The 16,465-nt window shown below is 63.8% G+C and carries 15 protein-coding genes; 12 read left to right on the top strand and 3 right to left on the bottom strand.

Annotated features, from left to right (window positions below; genetic code table 11):
* Nucleotides 1–342 precede the first annotated feature (342 nt).
* Nucleotides 343–1,671, top strand: a complete 1,329-nt coding sequence (locus AB5K84_RS22250) for an MFS transporter (protein WP_011087600.1) — start codon at nt 343–345, stop codon at nt 1,669–1,671.
* Between the two features lie 64 nt (nt 1,672–1,735).
* Here AB5K84_RS22250 and AB5K84_RS22245 read toward each other — a convergent pair whose 3' ends face one another.
* Nucleotides 1,736–2,098: an SPW repeat protein gene (locus AB5K84_RS22245; RefSeq protein ID WP_051000403.1), complete on the bottom strand. Its 363-nt coding sequence runs from the start codon at nt 2,096–2,098 to the stop codon at nt 1,736–1,738.
* Nucleotides 2,099–2,334: 236 nt separating this feature from the next.
* Between AB5K84_RS22245 and AB5K84_RS22240 the strand changes: the two genes are divergently transcribed.
* Nucleotides 2,335–2,517 carry a hypothetical protein gene (locus tag AB5K84_RS22240; protein ID WP_028171775.1) on the top strand — a complete coding sequence of 61 codons (183 nt, stop codon included), beginning with the start codon at nt 2,335–2,337 and terminating at the stop codon, nt 2,515–2,517.
* 126 nt (nt 2,518–2,643) lie between these two features.
* Complete coding sequence (gene glnA / locus AB5K84_RS22235) at nt 2,644–4,074, top strand: type I glutamate--ammonia ligase (RefSeq protein ID WP_011087603.1); 1,431 nt, start codon at nt 2,644–2,646, stop codon at nt 4,072–4,074.
* 46 nt (nt 4,075–4,120) lie between these two features.
* Here the strand turns inward: glnA and AB5K84_RS22230 are convergent, their stop codons facing one another.
* Together AB5K84_RS22230 and AB5K84_RS22225 are read right to left on the bottom strand one after the other, a co-directional pair.
* Nucleotides 4,121–4,507, bottom strand: a complete 387-nt coding sequence (locus tag AB5K84_RS22230) for a YybH family protein (protein WP_038967846.1) — start codon at nt 4,505–4,507, stop codon at nt 4,121–4,123.
* A gap of 7 nt (nt 4,508–4,514) precedes the next feature.
* On the bottom strand, nt 4,515–6,191 hold the full coding sequence (locus tag AB5K84_RS22225; protein ID WP_011087605.1) for a glutamine--tRNA ligase/YqeY domain fusion protein: 1,677 nt from the start codon (nt 6,189–6,191) through the stop codon (nt 4,515–4,517).
* Nucleotides 6,192–6,345: 154 nt separating this feature from the next.
* On the opposite strand from AB5K84_RS22225, the gene gltX reads away from it, so the two are divergent.
* The 9 genes from gltX to AB5K84_RS22180 all read left to right on the top strand — a co-directional run bounded on the left by gltX (nt 6,346) and on the right by AB5K84_RS22180 (nt 16,382).
* Entirely contained in the window at nt 6,346–7,773 is a 1,428-nt protein-coding gene (gltX, locus tag AB5K84_RS22220; RefSeq protein WP_011087606.1) for a glutamate--tRNA ligase, read from the top strand.
* 167 nt (nt 7,774–7,940) lie between these two features.
* A complete protein-coding gene (gltA, locus tag AB5K84_RS22215; protein ID WP_011087607.1) occupies nt 7,941–9,245 on the top strand; it encodes a citrate synthase in 1,305 nt (434 codons plus the stop codon).
* Nucleotides 9,246–9,346: 101 nt separating this feature from the next.
* The gene (locus tag AB5K84_RS22210) at nt 9,347–10,051 is read left to right on the top strand and encodes a hypothetical protein (RefSeq protein ID WP_236842064.1); all 705 of its coding nucleotides are present in this window, start codon (nt 9,347–9,349) and stop codon (nt 10,049–10,051) included.
* A 147-nt stretch (nt 10,052–10,198) separates the two neighbouring features.
* Nucleotides 10,199–11,377 carry an ROK family transcriptional regulator gene (locus tag AB5K84_RS22205; protein WP_178372829.1) on the top strand — a complete coding sequence of 393 codons (1,179 nt, stop codon included), beginning with the start codon at nt 10,199–10,201 and terminating at the stop codon, nt 11,375–11,377.
* 58 nt (nt 11,378–11,435) lie between these two features.
* Nucleotides 11,436–12,722, top strand: a complete 1,287-nt coding sequence (locus AB5K84_RS22200) for an ABC transporter substrate-binding protein (protein WP_011087610.1) — start codon at nt 11,436–11,438, stop codon at nt 12,720–12,722.
* Complete coding sequence (locus AB5K84_RS22195) at nt 12,719–13,642, top strand: carbohydrate ABC transporter permease (protein ID WP_038967845.1); 924 nt, start codon at nt 12,719–12,721, stop codon at nt 13,640–13,642. The genes AB5K84_RS22200 and AB5K84_RS22195 overlap by 4 nt, the downstream gene beginning before the upstream one ends.
* Complete coding sequence (locus AB5K84_RS22190; protein ID WP_038967851.1) at nt 13,635–14,492, top strand: carbohydrate ABC transporter permease; 858 nt, start codon at nt 13,635–13,637, stop codon at nt 14,490–14,492. Before AB5K84_RS22195 ends, AB5K84_RS22190 begins: the two co-directional genes overlap by 8 nt.
* A gap of 10 nt (nt 14,493–14,502) precedes the next feature.
* Nucleotides 14,503–15,618, top strand: a complete 1,116-nt coding sequence (locus AB5K84_RS22185; protein WP_011087613.1) for an ABC transporter ATP-binding protein — start codon at nt 14,503–14,505, stop codon at nt 15,616–15,618.
* On the top strand, nt 15,615–16,382 hold the full coding sequence (locus AB5K84_RS22180) for an SDR family NAD(P)-dependent oxidoreductase (RefSeq protein WP_011087614.1): 768 nt from the start codon (nt 15,615–15,617) through the stop codon (nt 16,380–16,382). The genes AB5K84_RS22185 and AB5K84_RS22180 overlap by 4 nt, the downstream gene beginning before the upstream one ends.
* Nucleotides 16,383–16,465: the final 83 nt, after the last annotated feature.

Below are 16,465 nucleotides of genomic sequence, written 5' to 3'. Positions count from 1 at the left end.
TTCATTCGTGACACGACCGCCCGGCGCGATGGGCGACCGTTCTGTCTCTGGACGGGGCAGCCTGGGTTCGGGTCGATTGAGCCGAAAGTCTCATAAGGGGCCGGCCTTGGCAGGATTAAACTGCTCTCCACGCCTCCCCCGCACAGACGGGCCAGGTCGTGACAGCTCGCGGTACCGAAGGCCGCCGAAGCTCTTCTCAGGTGGTTCAAGGTTCCTCTGAGACCAGGCGTTGCGGACGCAACTCGCAATTCTCGCCTGTAGCGTCGCACACCAAACGCACTCCGCGAGCGAACTGGCGCTGAAATGCGCGAGGAGTGGGTTTGAATTTGATAGGAGCAGCACATGGCAGTTCAAGTACCGCACGATTTCCGCCGCGTGATCGTTGCTGCATCGGTGGGAAACGTCATCGAATGGTATGATTTCTATATCTTTGGCAGCCTGGCCGCCGTTCTGTCGGTCAAGTTCTTCGAGCAATCCCACCCGGTTGCAGCCCTCCTCAGCACCATCGCTCTGTTCACTGCGGGCTTCCTGATCCGCCCCCTGGGAGCCTTCCTCTTTGGATGGATGGGTGACAGGGTCGGACGAAAATATACATTCCTCATCACGCTGAGCGGAATGGGACTGGGTACGGGAGCAATCGGGTTGATCCCGACCTACCAGTCCATCGGTCTAACGGCGGCGTTCGTTCTGTTCGGCTTGCGCATGATCCAGGGTCTGTGCCTGGGCGGCGAATATGGCGGCGCCATCACCTATGTCGCGGAGCATGTGCCGGACGACAAGCGCGGCTACTACACCGGCTGGCTACAGACCTCTCCGACTCTCGGCATCGTGGTGTCGCTGGCCGTGATCGTCCTGACACGGACCTGGTTCGGCAATCAGGTCTTCGACGAATGGGCCTGGCGCGTTCCGTTCCTGGTGTCTTTCCTGCTGGTGGCCATCGCGATCTACATTCGGCTCCAGCTCCAGGAGACGCCGATCTTCCAGGAGATCAGGGCCCGCGGCCAAATGACGACGAACCCGTGGAAGGAGGCCTTCCTCAGCTCCAACATCAAATACATCGGGATCGCGATCGTGGTCCTGATCGGACAGGGCGTGGTCTGGTACAGCGGCCAGTTCTGGGCGCTGTACTTCCTGCAGCAGGTCTCCAAGGTGGATGCGCTGACCTCGGCCTACATCGTGGGAGCCGCGCTGCTGATCGCAACGCCGAGCCTGATCTTCTTCGGCTGGCTGTCGGATCAGATCGGCCGCAAGCCGGTGATCCTGGGCGGCATGCTGCTCGCTGCGATCACGTACTATCCGCTCTATCTGTGGCTGGGAACGGTCACGCAGCCCGGCAACATCAACTATCCGACCGCGATCTTCATTATCTTCATCCTGGTTTGCTACGTCGGGATGGTGTACGGGCCGGTCGGCGCGTTTCTGGCGGAATTCTTCCCCGCCAGGATCAGGTACACGTCGGTCTCCGTGCCGTACCACATCGGCAACGGTTGGGGTGGCGGATTAGTGCCGTTCATCACCTCGGCGGCATTCGCCGCGACCGGCAGCATCGGCTACGCGCTGATCTACCCGATTGCGGTGCCTGCGGTGTGCTTCGTGCTTGCGGTCTTCCTGATGCCGGAGACTCGCAAGATCAGCATCTGGCAACCGATCGAGCCCAGAGCCGCATTGTAACGTAACCACCTCTCCTCCGGCCGCCAGCCGATGGCGGTCGGAGAGAAGCCGGCAACCTCTCGTCTCAGCCGGCGCGGTGAGGCCAGTGATCGTGCCACCAGGTGCTGAAGTCGCGATCGGTTATCAATTCCCAAGCAGCGAGCAAGATCACCAATAGGCCCGACAATACGCTGCTGACCGTGGCCGATACCGGCTCATAGCCAATGGACCAAGGCGCCAGCACCAGAGCCAAGCCCAGCAGCATTTCGCCCCACTCTTCCAGGTAGGACGGGACGACAAAGGCCTCCACGGCAAACAGCATGACGCCGAGCCCGAGTGCGATGGTGATCCAGACAGCAGCCCCGGATAAGCCGAGGACCAAGGACGACAGGACCAGCCACACGCCCACCAACAGGCTACCAGCGTCTTGCCAATGTTGGATGCGCATGATGCTCACCTCCCTTCTCGTATTGATGTGGGGGCGCGCCGATGAAGAATCATCCCTCCGACCTGCGCTGTGTTGCCGCGACCAGGAGCCGGCGCCCCGTCCGGCCGCCCATGCCCCGGAAAGGGCCCTTGCAAGTGCGGCGCACCAGGATGCAGACTATCGGCGCTTGACAGGTGTCAATGTCTGCCGTTCTCGGCCCACCCGGTTCGCGCCCAGAACAAGAGGGAGATGACGCCATGCGAGAAATGGAAATCCACGATTATGCGCGGCAGTTGCTGGAAGCCCATGGCCCGAAGGCCATTGCGGAGGCCGCTCAAAACGCCATCGACCTCGAGCAGAAGGGCGAGCTCGAATTGGCAAAAACCTGGCGGCACATCGAAGACGCGATGAAGCTGATGCGCGGGCCACATCAAAGCTGACTGCCGTCGCGCGAAGCTTGCCTGACTGCGGCGACAACGCCGAACGTGGACCACAGTCCGTCGCGAGCCGCCAGGTTGCGGCCGAACGGCTACGCGATCTCGGGACGCTGACCTGGGAGCGAAGCCATGGTTGCGAAATGTACGACAGCCGAAGACCTCGTGAAGGCGATCACGGACGAGAAAGTCCAGATGATCGATTTGCGGTTCACCGACCTGCCGGGGGTGTGGCAACATTTTTCCGTCCCCCCGAGCGCGGTGAATGCCGATGCACTCAATGAGGGCATTGGATTCGATGGCTCATCGATCCGAGGCTTCCAGGAGATCCAGGAAAGCGACATGCTGGTCGTCGCCGATCCGACGACGGCATTCGTCGACCCCTATAGTCCGGCCAAAACGCTGGTTCTCATCTGCAACATCCGCGACCCCGTGACCGGCCAGTCCTACAGCCGGGATGCCCGCTACATCGCCCAGAAAGCCGAAATCCACCTTAAGGGCACCGGGCGCGCCGATACGAGCTATTTCGGCCCGGAAGCGGAGTTCTTCGTCTTCGACGAGGTGCGCTACGCACAGGGCATCAACTACGCCATGCACGCAGTCGACTCCAGCGAAGGCAGCTGGAACACCGGCTCTGAGGAAGGGCCGAACCTCGGCCACAAACCGCGCCCGAAGGAGGGATACTTTCCCGTTCCCCCGACCGACAGCATGCAGGCGCTACGCACCGAAATGGTGCTGACAATGGAATCTCTGGGGATCCAGATCGAGGCCCATCACCATGAAGTCGCAACCGGCGGCCAAAACGAGATCGACATGCGCTTCACCACCCTCACCCGGATGGCCGACAACCTGATGATCTACAAATACGTGGTGAAGAACACCGCGCATCAGCACGGCAAGACCGCGACATTCATGCCGAAGCCGCTGTTCGAGGACAACGCTTCGGGCATGCACGTTCACCAATCGCTCTGGAAGGGTGAGACCAATCTGTTCTACGACAAAGGTGACTACGCCGAGTTGAGCCAGCTCGGCCGCTACTATATCGGCGGGCTATTGAGCCACGCCTGGGCGTTGTGCGGGCTTTGCGCCCCCACGACGAATTCCTATCGGCGTCTGGTGCCGGGCTATGAAGCTCCGATCAACCTCGTCTACTCCCAGCGCAATCGCTCCGCCTGCTGCCGGATTCCAATGTATTCGCCGAATCCGCGCGCCAAGCGCGTCGAGTTTCGTTCGCCGGATCCGTCCTGCAATCCCTACCTGGCCTTCGCGGCAATGCTGATGGCTGGCCTCGACGGTATCGACAAGCAGATCGACCCCGGCAGCCCGATCGACAAGAATCTCTACGACCTCCCGCCTACTGAGGCGAAGGAGGTGAAGTCCACGCCAGGATCGCTGGACCAGGCGCTCGACGCGCTCGAGCGCGATCACGCATTCCTGCTACGCGGCGACGTCTTCACCGCCGACGTGATCGAAACCTGGCTCGACTACAAGCGCAAGAAGGAGGTCGACCCGATCCGCCTGCGACCTCATCCCTACGAGTTCCATCTCTACTACGACATCTAGCGGGCGGCGACCGCGCACCTGGCGGAACGGGCGGAGCCCTCCGCTGCTAGATCATCGGGACCCTCGACGAGGCGTGGTGATTGACGATCTTCCAGTCGGCGTCCTCGCGCGTGATGACCCAGCTCATCTTGACGACGAGTTCCGGGCGTTCGCCCGCGAAATCGAACGACACGATCGCGGCCATGTTGATGATATCAGGACCGGCCTGCGCGGCCTGCACCTCGGAAAACGCAGCACTCGGCTTGCGCCATCGCGGCAGGCCATTGAAGTAATCGGCAACGCCGTCCCTGCCCCGATAGAGCTTCGGGTTAGAGCCGAAGAAGAACGCGCTCTTGGCATACAGCGACGACAGCGCGGCCGCATCGAGATTTGCGAAGCCGGCGCACCATTTCGCGATGATGGCGGAAACGATGGCGTCGGCCTCACTGCTCATGAGTGCCTCAACCTTTCGCGACTTCCTTCGCGAACGTGTCGCGCAGGCCGATGGTGCGTGAAAACACCGGCTTGCCGGGCGTCGAGTCCTTGTCGCGCACGAAATATCCCTGGCGCTCGAACTGCATCGGCTCGGTGGAATTGCTCTCCGCGACCGATGCCTCGACTCGGGCATTGCTGAGAATCTCCAGCGACTGCGGATTGAGATCGGCGGCAAAGTTCGAGGCGTCCGGGCTCGGGTTCGCGAACAGCTGGTTGTAGATGCGGATCTCCGCCGGCTTCGACGCTGCCGCCGACAGCCAGTGCATGGTCGCCTTGACCTTGCGGCCGTCGGGCGCATTGCCGCCCCTGGTCGCGGGATCGTAGGTGCAGCGCAGCTCCACCACCTCGCCGCTCTCGTTCTTGATCACGCCGGTGCATTTGACGAAATAGGCGTAGCGCAGCCGGACCTCGTTGCCGGGCGACAGGCGGAAGAACTTCTTGGGAGGGTTCTCCATGAAGTCGTCCTGCTCGATATAGAGCTCGCGGCCGAACGTGATCTTCCGCGTGCCGGCGGAGGGATCGTCCGGATGGTTGATCGCCTCGAGCTCCTCGGTCTGCCCTTCCGGATAGTTCTCGATCACGACCTTGAGCGGCTTCAGCACCGCCATGCGACGCTGCGCGGTGCGGTTCAGCTCCTCGCGGATGCAGAATTCGAGCATGCCGACATCGACCACGCTGTTGGCCTTGGCGACGCCGATGCGCTTGACGAATTCACGCAGCGCCGCCGGCGGCACACCGCGACGGCGCATGCCCGCCATGGTCGGCATGCGCGGATCGTCCCAACCCGCGACATGGCCCTCGCGCACGAGCTGGGTCAGCACGCGCTTCGAGAGCAGCGTGTAGGTCAGGTTCAGCCGCGCGAACTCGTACTGGTGCGGCTTCGACGGCACCGGCAGCTTCTCGATGAACCAGTCGTAGAGCGGCCGGTGGTCCTCGAACTCCAGCGTGCAGATCGAGTGCGTGATGCCCTCGATCGCGTCCGACTGGCCGTGGGCATAGTCGTAGCTCGGATAGATGCACCATGCGTTGCCGGTGCGCGGATGATGCGCATGCAGGATGCGGTACAGCACGGGATCGCGCAGATTGATGTTGCCCGCGGCCATGTCGATCTTGGCCCGCAGCACGCGCGCGCCGTTGGGGAATTCGCCCGCCTTCATGCGGCGGAACAGGTCGAGGTTCTCATCCACGCTGCGGTCGCGGAATGGCGAGTTCTTGCCGGGCTCGGTCAGCGTGCCGCGGGAGGTGCGGATCTCCTCCTGGGTCTGGTCGTCGACATAGGCGAGCCCGTCGCGGATCAGCGTCTCCGCCCATTCGTACAGGCGGTCGAAATAATCCGAGGCAAAGAACAGGTTCTTGCCCCAGTCGAAGCCGAGCCAGTGCACGTCGGCCTGGATGGAATCGATATATTCCTGCTCTTCCTTGACCGGATTGGTGTCGTCGAAACGCAGATGGCAGCGACCCGGAAACTCCTGGGCGATGCCGAAATTGAGCGCGATCGACTTGGCGTGGCCGATATGCAGGTAGCCGTTCGGCTCCGGCGGGAACCGGGTCACGATCTCCCTGTATTTGGCCTGATCGAGGTCGGCCTGGATGATGTCACGAATGAAATCGCGCCCAACCTCAGCTGCCACCGGTTCTGTCATTACGAAAATCCTGTAGGGAAATCAGCGGTCCTTCTGCCAAATTCGCGAGGCTGAGCCAAGAGCATAAGCAAGGCCTGGCAGGTCCGCCGTGGGCTTTAGTTATGCTCCGGTCCTGCTATACACCACCGCTTCCAATGCATAGGCCCTGCCAAGAATGACCGATTCCGTCGTCACCCGCTTTGCTCCCTCGCCGACCGGCTTCCTCCATATCGGGGGTGCCCGCACGGCGCTGTTCAACTGGCTCTATGCGAAGAAGCATGGCGGCAAGATGCTGCTCCGGATCGAGGACACCGACCGGGAGCGCTCTACGGAGGCGGCGATCGGCGCCATCCTCGACGGGTTGAAATGGCTCGAGCTCGGCTGGGACGGCGACGTCATCTACCAGTTCAGCCGCGCCGCCCGCCACCGCGAGGTCGCCGAGCAGCTGCTTGCCGACGGCAAGGCCTATCGCTGCTACGCCACCGCCGAGGAGCTCACCGCCATGCGTGAGAAGGCGCGCGCGGAGGGCCGCACTCGCCTCTATGACGGCATGTGGCGGGACCGCGACCCGGCCACGGCACCGAGCGACGTCAAGCCCACCATTCGCCTGCGCGCGCCGCAGACCGGCGAGACCGTGATCGAGGACCAGGTCCAGGGCCGCGTGGTCTGGCAGAACGAGAACCTCGACGACCTCGTCCTTTTGCGCGGCGATGGCAACCCGACCTACATGCTCGCGGTGGTCGTGGACGACCACGACATGGGCGTCACCCACGTCATCCGCGGCGACGACCATCTGATCAACGCCGCCCGCCAGAAGCAGATCCATGATGCGATGGGCTGGGCGCTGCCGAGCATGTCCCACATCCCCCTGATCCACGGCCCGGACGGCTCGAAGCTGTCGAAGCGCCACGGCGCGCTCGGCGTCGACGCCTACCGCGCCATGGGGTACCTGCCGGCCGCACTCCGCAACTACCTCGTGCGGCTCGGCTGGAGCCATGGCGACCAGGAGATCTTCTCGACCGAGGAGATGATCGCGGCGTTCGACCTCTCGAGCGTAGGCCGCGCCGCCGCTCGCTTCGACTTCGCCAAGCTCGAAAACCTCAACGGCCATTACATCCGCCACGCCGACGATCAATCACTCGTGAAGATGTTCGAGGATGTGCTGGACCACGTCGTGCCCAGCCGCGACGAGCTTAAGGCCAAGTTAAACGACACCACGCGCGCGCAGCTTCTCAAGGCCATGCCGGCCCTGAAGGAGCGCGCCAAGACGCTGATCGAGCTGATCGACAGCGCCTATTTCATCTTCGCCGACCGGCCCCTGGAGCTCGATCCCAAGGCGCAGGCGCTGCTGACGCCCGACAACCGCAAGCTGATCGGCCAGCTTCATTCCGCGCTGGAGAATGTCGAGACATGGAGCGGCGCCACGACGGAAGCCGCGCTGCGCGCCTTTGCCGAGGAAAATAGTCTCAAGCTTGGCGCGGTCGCCCAGCCGCTGCGGGCGGCGCTGACCGGACGGACCACGTCGCCTGGTATATTTGAGGTTTTGGACGTGCTGGGACGCCAGGAAAGTTTGGGTCGGCTTAAGGATCAGGCCAAGGACTAGGCAAGGACCAGGCTAGACGTAAGTCGAGCATGCGCGGCGCCATCTTGCAGCGCACACAGCAATAATATACCCATCTCCCCCGTACCTTCTGGAACATCCGGCCTGCCCCACCATGTTATTGGGGCCTTCCGGGTCCGGCCCGTTTCACCATACATCGGGGACCTACGATGGACGCAAAAGCAAGCAATAAGACCGCCACGCTGACGGTCGGAAACAAGAACTACGATCTCCCGATCCACAGCGGCAGCGTCGGGCCTGATGTCATCGATATCGGCAAGCTCTACGGCCAGTCGGGCCTGTTCACCTATGACCCGGGCTTCACCTCGACCGCGAGCTGCCAGTCCAAGATCACCTATATCGACGGCGACGCGGGCGTGCTGGAATACCGCGGCTATCCGATCGAGCAGCTCGCCGAGAACGGCGACTTCCTGGAGACCTGCTACCTCCTGCTCTACGGGAACCTGCCGACCGCCGCGCAGAAGAAGGATTTCGACGACCGCGTGATCCATCACACGATGGTGCACGAGCAGATGGCCCGCTTCTTCCAGGGCTTCCGCCGCGACGCCCATCCGATGGCCGTCATGGTGGCCTCCGTCGGCGCGCTCGCCGCGTTCTACCACGACTCCACCGACATCAACGACCCGAAGCAGCGCATGATCGCTTCCATGCGCATGATCGCGAAGATCCCGACGCTGGCGGCGATGGCCTACAAGTACACGATCGGCCAGCCCTTCGTGTATCCGAAGAACTCGCTGAAGTTCGCCGAGAACTTCCTGCACATGTGCTTCGCCGTGCCGTGCGAGGAGTACAAGATCAATCCGGTGCTGGCTGACGCGCTGGACAAGATCTTCATCCTGCACGCCGACCACGAGCAGAACGCCTCGACCTCGACGGTGCGCATCGCCGGCTCCTCCGGCGCCAACCCGTTCGCCTGCATCGCCGCCGGCATCGCCTGCCTCTGGGGCCCGGCCCACGGCGGCGCCAACGAAGCCGCGCTCGCGATGCTCGCCGAGATCGGTTCGGTCGACAAGATTCCGGAATTCATCGCCAAGGTGAAGGACAAGAACAGCGAAGTCCGCCTGATGGGCTTCGGTCATCGCGTCTACAAGAACTACGATCCGCGCGCCAAGATCATGCAGAAGATGTGTCACGCCGTGCTCAAGGAGACCGGCCATGGCGACGATCCGATGCTGAAGGTGGCGATGGAGCTCGAGAAGATCGCGCTCAGCGACCAGTACTTCATCGACCGCAAGCTGTACCCGAACGTCGACTTCTATTCGGGCATCACGCTGAAGGCGATGGGCTTCCCGGTCTCGATGTTCACCGTGCTGTTCGCGGTCGCCCGCACCGTCGGCTGGATCAGCCAGTGGAGCGAGATGATCGAGGATCCGCAGCAGAAGATTGGTCGTCCGCGCCAGCTCTACACCGGCGTCACCCGCCGCGACTACGTGGCGATCAAGGATCGCAAGTAAGTCTTCAGCCAGCACGGCTTTCGAAACGGCGCCATCTCACGATGGCGCCGTTTTTGTTTGGCAGGATACCGGGAACAGCGAGCATAGCGCAGGGCGAGCCGATGCGGATCACGAACCCGGTGGACGGATGGCTGCAGGTCGCGGCCTGTTCGCCGTTCCCCGATGCGGCCGGCGAGATGGTGCTTTATCCCCGGTGCGACATTGACGGGGTCGTCACCGCGGAGCGCGTCGCGGCGACCGCCGTGCGGTACAGCGCTTACGACGTTCCCAAGCCGAAATGGCCGCGCCCCGGGACGGTGCTTCCGGTCACCCTGGACCTCGCTGATCCCACACGGTTCAGGATCGAATGGGATTTGGTGCCGACCGAGCGAGACGCGTCCGAACGGCTCGCGGAGCATTTGCGCGGCGAGCAGCAGGCCGACACGCCAAGCCGCCGGCCGTTTCCCGGCATCTGGCGCGAGGTGGAGCACTCGGCATCGTCGCCCGGTCTGGTCAATGGCCTGACGCCTCAGCAGATGGAGATTGCGCTCGCCGGCGGCGCTGGAGCCCTGGGTTTAGTCCCGACCACGGCGAAGGTGTTAACCGCGCACGAGGTGCAACCGAGCAGCGCGCCGGGCGGGACGTGGGACATTACGGTCTCGGTGAGCGACCCGAGCGGCGGGCCGGGTTGGGAAGCAGTCACGCGCATGTCATTCAGCAGTTCAAGCCGCCGCGAAAGCCGCACCGCCGTCGGGGGCGAGTTGCCAGTCCTGGTCGACCCGGACAATCGCAACCGGATCGTCGTCGACGTCGCCCGTCTCTCCTGAGTGGTGTCGCTGCTCTGCGAATGCAGGTTGCGCTCATCAATCTTGTTGCCGCGCACAACAACAAGTCGGTGCCTCTCCCCCGCAAACGCTTGACAGTTGAAACGCTCCGCGCGCAAATTCTTACACTAAGTAAGAATGACGACAGGGATGGAAATGCCGGAGCAGCCGAGAAGTCGGCGGCAGACGCGGGCTGCCATTTTGACTCATCTGCTTCAGTCGGGCGGTTCGTTTCGCCCGCCTCTGGCCAAGGCCGTGCGCCTGTCGGAAGCGAGCCTGTCGCGCATCCTGTTTGATCTGAAGGCCGAAGGCCTGATCGAGGAGGTGCGGCGCCCTGCCCCTTACGTCGGCGGCCCGACGGGCCTGGTGTCGCTCGATGGTTCGGTGGCGCTTGCGGCCGTCGAGCTGACCGGCCAGTGGCTCAGCGTCGGCGTTGGGACCTTGTCGGGCGAGTTGCACTATACGGAGCGTGTGGCGCTACCGGCAAAGCCCACAGCCGAGTCTGTCGGCCGGGTGTTTCGCGAGGCGCTGACATTGCTGCGCGACTGGACGCGGCGCCGCCGCATCGCGCTTGCGCAGATCGGCGTCTCCATTCCGGGCCTCGGCCGACTGAGCATATCGACCAATCCGATCATCCCCTGCGACATCGCGCGCATCGGCGCCATGCTCGCCCAAATGTTTGCCGGCGTGCCGGTGGAGTTCACCAATTCGGTCGTCGCACACGCCACCTTTCACCGCTGCCGCAGGGAGAACTATCCGTTCAGCGGCGCGCATCTCTTCGTCTTCGTCGGCCAGGGCGTCGCAGGCACCTGGGTGGACGATCCGACCGAGGCCGATGCACTCCAGCCGGTCGAACTCGGCCACATGGTGTTCGGCACCGACGGACCGCGTTGCCGCTGCGGCCATCACGGTTGCGTCGAAGCCTATACGTCGCTTCCCGCCCTGGCCGAGCTCCTTGGTGTTTCCGAGGCCGAACTGCTTCAGCTAGGCAGCGATTGGGTGACCGCGGTCCCGCTCTCGGCGCGCGCGCGCCAGGAACTGCGGCGGCGGCTGTTCCGGCTCGGGCTCGCGATCGGCAACACGCTGAACGTCAAGCCATGCCGCGGCGTTGCAATCAGTGGCTGGCCGTCGCTCCTTGCGGAGGACGATCGAAAGGCGCTGGTCGACGGCGTCGACGCCAGCCTGCTCGGCGGCCCTGAGCATGCGCAGGTGTCGCTCGCTTTCGTGCCGCCCTCGAATGGCAATGATCCCAGGGCCGCGCTGGCGTTCGCTGCCTTCTGCCTCGCTTGCCGCGGCGGTATGCCGGCCGCATCGACGGAGGCCGCCTGAGATGCCCTGAAGCTGCGCGGCTGTCGCGCAAGAGAGTTCACACCGGGAGGAACTTGCCATGCCGATCACAACAACAAGGCGCCGTCTGCTCGCTGGGTCTGCTGCCGCGCTCGCGCTGCCGGCATTTGCCCGCGCGCAAGGCGCGGTCAAGCCGCGTTTGACCGCGATCTCGCAATGGTCCGCAGGCAGCGACGGCGCGGCGATCACCGCGCTCGGCAAGAAATTCGAGGAGAAAGGCGGGGTCTGGCAGCACTCGCCCGTCCCCGGGTTCACCACCGAGATGATGAACAAGCTGCGCGCTCAGATCATTGCCGGCGATCCGCCGGCATGCTCGCAGCTCAAGGGCCCCGAGATCGCGGCCTGGTCGAAGATCGCCCCGACCGTCGATCTCGACGCTGTCGTCGCTGCTGCAGGTTACGAGAAGGTCGTCGCGCCAGACCTCGCGAAATTGCACAAGCCGGGCGGCAAGTGGATCGCGCTGCCGTTGCAGATCTACAGCACCAACATGCTGTTCCTCTCCAGGCGCGCGATGGACAAGGCCAAGGCCGACAAGATCCCGGTCACCTGGGCCGACTTCAATGATCTCGCCGAAAAGATGAAATCAGGCGGCGTCGCATATCCCGTTGCCAATGGCGGCACCCGCCCCGACGATGGGCAGAAATTCGAGGCCGCTCTGGCGGGCATCAGTCCCATCGCATACCGCGCGGCCATCATGAATCTCGAGAAGAAAACTCTGGAGGGTCCCGAGATCAAGGCCGCGTTCGCACAGGTGCGCAAGATCGCCGACTGGATGGACCCCAACGTCGGCGCCCAACACTTTTCGACCAACCTGAAGCGCTTCATCGACGGCGACATGGGCATGATGATCATGGGCGGTTGGGCGCAGGGCGTATTGCGCAATGCCGGTTTCAAGCTCGAGGACTTCATCATCGCGCCAGGCCCCAGCGACAACGCCAAGCCGGTCTTCCTGTTGAATGCCGATGCCTTCATATTCTGGCAGCGCAAGGAGCCCGACCTACAAGCCGGCCAGACGCTGATGGCCCAGCTCGTCATGGATCCCGCGATCCAGACGATGTATTCGCAGATCACGGGATCGATCCCCGTGCGCACCGATGTCGATCTGTCCGGCGAAGGCTGGTCGGACGGTCAGCGGCGGACCGCAGCTGCTCTGAAAGATGCCATCGCCAGCAATCAGGCGGTCCTCAGCCTCGCGCACAATATGGCGCAGGAAAACGGGATGACCGCGGCGATGATCGATGTGATCACGGAGTACGTGAAGAACAAGACGATCAAGCCGGAGCAGGCGGCCACACGCCTCGCCGAGGCCGTCGAGGGCGCACGTTGACCAACGTCGTCTCGACAGGACTGGGCCGGCCGGCGGCCTCTGACGTGGTGCGCCGGCTGCCCGAAGTTCTGACGATCTGGGTGCCGCTGCTGTTGTCGGCTGCGCACCTCATTGCGTTTTCGCTGTGGACGATCTGGATATCGTTCACGCCATCCACTCTGGTCCCGGTCTCGGGCTGGGTGGGTTTGCGCAACTATTCCGCGGTTGCGGCATCGCGAAACTGGCAGATCGCCCTCGACAATCTGCTGCTCTTTGGCAGCGCCTTCGTGTTGCTGAGTCTGGCGACCGGCCTCATGCTTGCGATCCTGCTCGATCAGCGCATTCGCGGCGAGAACCTGCTGCGATCCATCTTCCTGTACCCCCTGGCGGTGTCGTTCGTGGTCACGGGCACGGTCTGGAGCTGGCTGCTCAACCCCGGCCTTGGAATCCAGAAGCTGGTCCACGACCTCGGCTGGACTTCCTTCCGGTTCGACTGGCTGATCGACCGCGACATGGCCATCTGGACCATTGTCATCGCTGCGATCTGGCAATCCTCGGGCTTTGCCATGGCGCTCTTCCTCGCCGGCCTCCGTTCCGTCGATGCCGACCTGATCAAGGCCGCGCAGATCGACGGCGCCGGACCGATCCGGATGTACCGCCGCGTCATCCTGCCGACGCTGTGGCCGATCACCATCACCGTCATCGTCATCCAGCTGCAGTTCGCGATTTCGACCTTCGACCTCGTCCGCGCGCTCACCAATGGCGGGCCTGGAATCGCGACGCAGCTTCCAGCGCTTGTCGTCTATGACCTAATGTTCCAGCGCAGCCTGCTCGGACGAGGAGCGGCGGCGGCAGTGCTCATGCTGCTCATTCTTCTCGCGGTGCTGCTGCCCTATGCAGCGTGGCGATATGTCCAGCGGCGGCGGGCGAACCATGCGTGACCGAACCTTCGCACCAAGCCGGATTTTGATCTATCTCGTCGTTTTCTTGATCGCGGTAGCATGGCTCGCGCCACTGGCTGTTGTCGTGCTGAATTCGCTCCGCAGCAACGAGGAGATCGCGCAGGGGTCGATGATCGGCTGGCCGCAACATCTGGCCTGGAGCAATTACGCCACCGCCTGGAGCGGCTTCTGCGTCGCCGAGACGTGCGCCGGCATCCGGCCATACGTGCTGAACTCCGCGCTCGTGACCGTTCCCGCGACGATCTTCTCCACCCTGCTTGGTGCGATCGCCGGTTACGCGGTTTCGCTCTGGCGCTTTCGCGGCGACAGCTGGATTTACGGTATCGTCACGCTCGGCATCTTCCTTCCGCAGCAGATGCGTTTGCTGCCCTGGACCATCGTGCTGCGCGATACCGGCCTGATGAACACGCTGACGGGCCTGGTCGTGATCCACACGATCCAGGGGCTTTCCTTCACCACCTTGTTCTGCCGCAACTACTACACTGCCATCCCGCAGGAGTTGATCAGAGCCGCGCGAATCGATGGCGCCGGGTTCTTTCGTATTTTCTGGCGCATCATCCTGCCGCTCTCGCCGCCTATCCTGGTCGTCACCGTGATCTGGCAGTTCACGCATATCTGGAACGAGTTTCTCTACGGCGTGACATTCACGACCGGTCAGCAGCAGCCGGTCACCGCCGCGCTGATCGCCCTGTCCGCCGCGGTCGCCGATATCCCGCAGCATGGCGTGCAAAGCGCCGCGGTGATGATCGCCGCTCTGCCGACCCTGCTGATCTATCTGATCGGCGGCAAGTACTTCGTACGCGGCCTGACCGCCGGAGCCGTGAAATGATGGAGCCGTCATGGCAGCGCTGAGCATCCGTGCCTTGTCCAAGCGCTACGCCAATCTGGAGGTGCTGAAGGGCATCGATCTCGATATCGAGAGCGGCGAGTTCACCGTGCTGGTGGGGCCGTCCGGCTGCGGCAAGTCCACGCTGCTCAACATCGTGGCCGGTCTCGATCGCCCGAGCGCGGGGACGATCGAGATCGGCGGACGCGTCGTCAACGACGTCCCGCCCAAAGACCGCGACATCGCCATGGTGTTCCAGTCCTACGCGCTCTATCCGTCCATGACGGTGCGCCAGAACATCACCTTCGGCATGGAATGCCGGCATGTGCCGAAGGCCGAGCAGGAGAAGGCACTGGCGAATGTGGCTCGCCTGCTCCAGATCGAACCCCTGCTCGGCCGCAAGCCGTCGCAGCTCTCCGGCGGCCAGCGTCAGCGCGTGGCGATGGGCCGGGCGCTGGTGCGCGATCCCCTGCTCTTCCTGTTCGACGAGCCGCTCTCCAATCTCGACGCAAAACTGCGCGTGGAGATGCGGATGGAGATCAAGCGCCTGCACCAGCGCATCGGCGCCACCATCGTCTATGTCACCCACGACCAGATCGAGGCAATGACGATGGCGACCCGGATCGCGGTGATGCATCGGGGCGTGGTGCAGCAGTTTGCCGACCCCGATACCGTGTATCGTTATCCCGCCAATCTGTTCGTCGCCCGCTTCATGGGCTCGCCGCCCATGAACACGATGCCCGCACGGCTCGATGCCGACGCCGACGGGCCGGTGGTCGTGATCGGCGCGGGACGCCCGGACGAGGTCCGTCTCCGCCTCCAGGGTTACGATGCCGCGGCGTCCTATGTCGGCCGCGAGGTGGTGCTCGGGATCAGGCCGGAATGCATCGCCGAGGGGGACCGCGTGTTCTCCGGTAGTACCGGCACACCGGTCGTCGTCACCGCGCCGGTCGAGATGGTCGAGCCCACCGGGGCCGAGACGATCGTCCTGCTGCGGCTTGGCGGCGAGCCCGCGCAGGCGCGCATCTCGCCCGACATCCGCCCCACGCCGGGCGCCGTGGCGCCGTTCGCGCTCGACACCCGCCGCATCTGCCTGTTCGACCCCGAGACGGAGCGACTGATCGCATGACCCAGACGAGCTATGCCGGCCTCGCGGACCGCGTGGTGCTGATCACCGGTGGCGCCAGCGGCATCGGTGCCGCCTTCGTGCGCGCCTTCGCCGCCCAGGGTGCCCGCGTCGCGTTCCTCGATATCGACGAAGCGGCCGGCGGATCGCTGGTTGAGGAGGTCGCGGCCGCGTCCGGCGCGGCACCACTTTTCGTGCGCTGCGACCTCCTGGACATCGACGCCTTGCGCGCCGCGATCGCGCAGGTCCGCGGATCGCTCGGCGATGCCGCGGTCCTCGTCAACAACGCCGCCAACGACCAGCGCCAGGTGCTGGCCGAGGTGACGCCATCCGAGTTCGACTGGATGATCGGCGTCAACCTCAAGCACGTCTTCTTCGCCGCACAAGCCGTCGTGCCGCAGATGCAGGCGCGCGGCGGCGGCTCGATCATCAACATGTCGTCGATCGCCTGGATGCGCGGCGGGCCGGCGCTGCCGGTCTACGCCGCGGCAAAGGCGGCGATCGTCGGCTTCACCAACTCACTGGCGCGGCTGGTCGGTCCCGACCGCATCCGCGTCAACGCCATTGCGCCTGGCATGGTGATCACCGAACGCCAGCGCCGGCTGTGGTATCCCGACGAGCAGACCATCGCCGAGATTCGCACGCGTCAGGCCATTCCCGATGCAGTGACGCCCGACGACATCGCCAACATGGCGCTGTATCTCGCCTCCGATGAGAGCCAGCGCATCACGCGTCAGTGTTTTCAGGTCGACGGCGGCTTGGGTTAGAGCGTGATCCGGAAGAGTATCGTAGGGTAGGCAAAGCAAAAGCGTGCCCACCTTCTCTCCGCCACCGAGAAAGGCACGGTGGG

It is taken from the genome of Bradyrhizobium sp. 1200_D9_N1_1, assembly GCF_052075915.1.
Lineage (GTDB): Bacteria > Pseudomonadota > Alphaproteobacteria > Rhizobiales > Xanthobacteraceae > Bradyrhizobium > Bradyrhizobium diazoefficiens.
Note: the sequence above shows the minus strand (reverse complement) of the source record. Positions and strands in the feature narration are given on the sequence as shown.

Excerpts from the sequence above, each read along its gene's own strand:
- AB5K84_RS22250 (WP_011087600.1), top strand. The coding sequence starts at position 343 with ATGGCAGTTCAAGTACCGCACGATTTCCGCCGCGTGATCGTTGCTGCA.
- AB5K84_RS22245 (WP_051000403.1), bottom strand. The coding sequence starts at position 2,098 with ATGCGCATCCAACATTGGCAAGACGCTGGTAGCCTGTTGGTGGGCGTG.
- AB5K84_RS22240 (WP_028171775.1), top strand. The coding sequence starts at position 2,335 with ATGCGAGAAATGGAAATCCACGATTATGCGCGGCAGTTGCTGGAAGCC.
- glnA (WP_011087603.1), top strand. The coding sequence starts at position 2,644 with ATGGTTGCGAAATGTACGACAGCCGAAGACCTCGTGAAGGCGATCACG.
- AB5K84_RS22230 (WP_038967846.1), bottom strand. The coding sequence starts at position 4,507 with ATGAGCAGTGAGGCCGACGCCATCGTTTCCGCCATCATCGCGAAATGG.
- AB5K84_RS22225 (WP_011087605.1), bottom strand. The coding sequence starts at position 6,191 with ATGACAGAACCGGTGGCAGCTGAGGTTGGGCGCGATTTCATTCGTGAC.
- gltX (WP_011087606.1), top strand. The coding sequence starts at position 6,346 with ATGACCGATTCCGTCGTCACCCGCTTTGCTCCCTCGCCGACCGGCTTC.
- gltA (WP_011087607.1), top strand. The coding sequence starts at position 7,941 with ATGGACGCAAAAGCAAGCAATAAGACCGCCACGCTGACGGTCGGAAAC.
- AB5K84_RS22210 (WP_236842064.1), top strand. The coding sequence starts at position 9,347 with ATGCGGATCACGAACCCGGTGGACGGATGGCTGCAGGTCGCGGCCTGT.
- AB5K84_RS22205 (WP_178372829.1), top strand. The coding sequence starts at position 10,199 with ATGGAAATGCCGGAGCAGCCGAGAAGTCGGCGGCAGACGCGGGCTGCC.
- AB5K84_RS22200 (WP_011087610.1), top strand. The coding sequence starts at position 11,436 with ATGCCGATCACAACAACAAGGCGCCGTCTGCTCGCTGGGTCTGCTGCC.
- AB5K84_RS22190 (WP_038967851.1), top strand. The coding sequence starts at position 13,635 with ATGCGTGACCGAACCTTCGCACCAAGCCGGATTTTGATCTATCTCGTC.
- AB5K84_RS22185 (WP_011087613.1), top strand. The coding sequence starts at position 14,503 with ATGGCAGCGCTGAGCATCCGTGCCTTGTCCAAGCGCTACGCCAATCTG.
- AB5K84_RS22180 (WP_011087614.1), top strand. The coding sequence starts at position 15,615 with ATGACCCAGACGAGCTATGCCGGCCTCGCGGACCGCGTGGTGCTGATC.